This window comes from Lacticaseibacillus jixiensis, assembly GCF_042847315.1.
GTDB classification, from domain to species: Bacteria; Bacillota; Bacilli; order Lactobacillales; family Lactobacillaceae; genus Lacticaseibacillus; species Lacticaseibacillus jixiensis.
In genome coordinates this window covers 2,125-5,193 of sequence record NZ_BAAFPR010000061.1, presented here as the reverse complement: position 1 = coordinate 5,193, position 3,069 = coordinate 2,125, and the positions used below count along the sequence as shown (strand labels likewise).

The 3,069-nt window shown below is 50.7% G+C and carries 1 rRNA gene; it reads right to left on the bottom strand.

The annotated features are described in order from the left end of the window. Positions 1 to 33: 33 nt before the first annotated feature. Positions 34 to 2,951, bottom strand: a 23S ribosomal RNA gene (locus ACGG90_RS15255). Positions 2,952 to 3,069: the final 118 nt, after the last annotated feature.

Here is a 3,069-nt window from a genome sequence, read left to right as displayed (position 1 = left end):
ACCACCTGCTGGCAATTACGACCAACAGGATTTTTGGTTAAGTCCTCGACCGATTAGTACTGGTCCGCTCCAAGCATCGCTGCTCTTCCACTTCCAGCCTATCTACCTGATCATCTCTCAGGGGTCTTACTTCCATAAAGGAATGGGAAATCTCATCTCGAGGGGGGCTTCACACTTAGATGCTTTCAGCGTTTATCCCTTCCGTTCATAGCTACCCAGCGATGCGCCTGGCGGCACAACTGGTACACCAGCGGAACGTCCATCCCGGTCCTCTCGTACTAAGGACAGCTCCTCTCAAATTTCCTGCGCCCGCGACGGATAGGGACCGAACTGTCTCACGACGTTCTGAACCCAGCTCGCGTACCGCTTTAATGGGCGAACAGCCCAACCCTTGGGACCGACTACAGCCCCAGGATGCGATGAGCCGACATCGAGGTGCCAAACCTCCCCGTCGATGTGGACTCTTGGGGGAGATAAGCCTGTTATCCCCAGGGTAGCTTTTATCCGTTGAGCGATGGCCCTTCCATACGGAACCACCGGATCACTAAGCCCGACTTTCGTCCCTGCTCGACTTGTCAGTCTCGCAGTCAAGCGCCCTTATACCTTTACACTCTGCGAATGATTTCCAACCATTCTGAGGGCACCTTTGGGCGCCTCCGTTACATTTTAGGAGGCGACCGCCCCAGTCAAACTGCCCACCTGACACTGTCTCCCACCACGCTAAGTGGTGCGGGTTAGAGTGTTCATACAGCAAGGGTAGTATCCCACCAATGCCTCCACCGAAACTAGCGTTCCGGCATCTACGGCTCCTACCTATCCTGTACAAGCGGTACAAACACTCAATATCAAGCTACAGTAAAGCTCCATGGGGTCTTTCCGTCCTGTCGCGGGTAACCCGCATCTTCACGGGTATTAAAATTTCACCGAGTCTCTCGTTGAGACAGTGCCCAAATCATTACGCCTTTCGTGCGGGTCGGAACTTACCCGACAAGGAATTTCGCTACCTTAGGACCGTTATAGTTACGGCCGCCGTTTACTGGGGCTTCAATTCTGGGCTTCGCTTACGCTAACTCATCCTCTTAACCTTCCAGCACCGGGCAGGCGTCAGCCCCTATACGTCATCTTACGATTTAGCAGAGACCTGTGTTTTTGATAAACAGTTGTTTGGGCCTATTCACTGCGGCTGCACTTGCGTGCAGCACCCCTTCTTCCGAAGTTACGGGGTCATTTTGCCGAGTTCCTTAACGAGAGTTCGCTCGCTCACCTGAGGCTACTCGCCTCGACTACCTGTGTCGGTTTGCGGTACGGGTAGTTTATTTCTCACTAGACGCTTTTCTTGGCAGTGTGACATCAGGTACTTCGCTACTTAAATTTCGCTCCCCATCACAACTTGTCCTTAAAGCGGCAAGCATTTCACTCACCACAAGACTTATTGCTTGGACATCCATTTCCAACCGGATGCTTACCTTAGCCTACTGCGTCCCGCCATCGTTCAAACAAAATAAACTAGTACAGGAATTTCAACCTGTTTGTCATCGACTACGCCTCTCGGCCTCGCCTTAGATCCCGACTAACCCTGGGAGGACGAGCCTTCCCCAGGAAACCTTAGTCATACGGTGGACAGGATTCTCACCTGTCTTTCGCTACTCATGCCGGCATTCTCACTTCTATGCGCTCCAGCCGTCCTCACGATCGACCTTCAACGCCCATAGAACGCTCTCCTACCACACATCCTTACGGATGCATCCACAGTTTCGGTATTATGCTTAGCCCCGGTATATTTTCGGCGCAGGGTCACTCGACTAGTGAGCTATTACGCACTCTTTAAATGGTGGCTGCTTCTGAGCCAACATCCTAGTTGTCTGTGCAACGCCACATCCTTTTCCACTTAGCATAAATTTAGGGACCTTAACTGGTGATCTGGGCTGTTCCCCTTTCGACGATGGACCTTATCGCTCACCGTCTGACTCCCAGAGTAAGATAATTGGTATTCGGAGTTTATCTGAATTCAGTAACCCTTGACGGGCCCCTAGTCCAAACAGTGCTCTACCTCCAATATCCATCCTCTGAGGCTAGCCCTAAAGCTATTTCGGAGAGAACCAGCTATCTCCAAGTTCGTTTGGAATTTCACCGCTACCCACAACTCATCCCAGCATTTTTCAACATACACGGGTTCGGTCCTCCAGTGTGTTTTACCACACCTTCAACCTGGTCATGGGTAGGTCACTTGGTTTCGGGTCTACACCAACATACTAGTTCGCCCTATTCAGACTCGCTTTCGCTGCGGCTCCGGCTTTTCACCTTAACCTCGCATGTTAGCGTAACTCGCCGGTTCATTCTACAAAAGGCACGCCGTCACCCATTAACGGGCTTCGACTTATTGTAGGCACACGGTTTCAGGAACTATTTCACTCCCCTTCCGGGGTGCTTTTCACCTTTCCCTCACGGTACTGGTTCACTATCGGTCACTAGGGAGTATTTAGCCTTGGGTGATGGTCCACCCGGATTCCGACGGAATTTCACGTGCTCCGCCGTACTCAGGATCCTGAACGGAGGCTAACAGATTTCGACTACAGGGCTTTCACCTTGTATCGCGCAGCTTTCCAGCTGACTTCGTCTACCTGTTAACTTGGTAACTCCAAAGTTCAGTCCTACAACCCCAAGAAGCAAGCTTCTTGGTTTGGGCTATTCCCACTTCGCTCGCCGCTACTATGGGAATCGCAATTGCTTTCTCTTCCTGCAGGTACTTAGATGTTTCAGTTCCCTGCGTTTGCCTCTCAACAGCTATGTATTCACTGAAGAGTAACGACCTTATGGTCGCTGGGTTCCCCCATTCGGAAATCTCCGGATCAAAGCTTACGTACAGCTCCCCGAAGCATATCGTCGTTAGTCACGTCCTTCATCGGCTCCTAGTGCCAAGGCATCCACCGTGCGCCCTTTGTAACTTAACCTTGATCTATAAATAGATCGGTTAGCGATTGAATTTTTATTAGAAACTCATACAAATACGCTGTGTTCTCGGCATTTCTATATTACAATGATATCCAGTTTTCAAAGAACAAACATTCT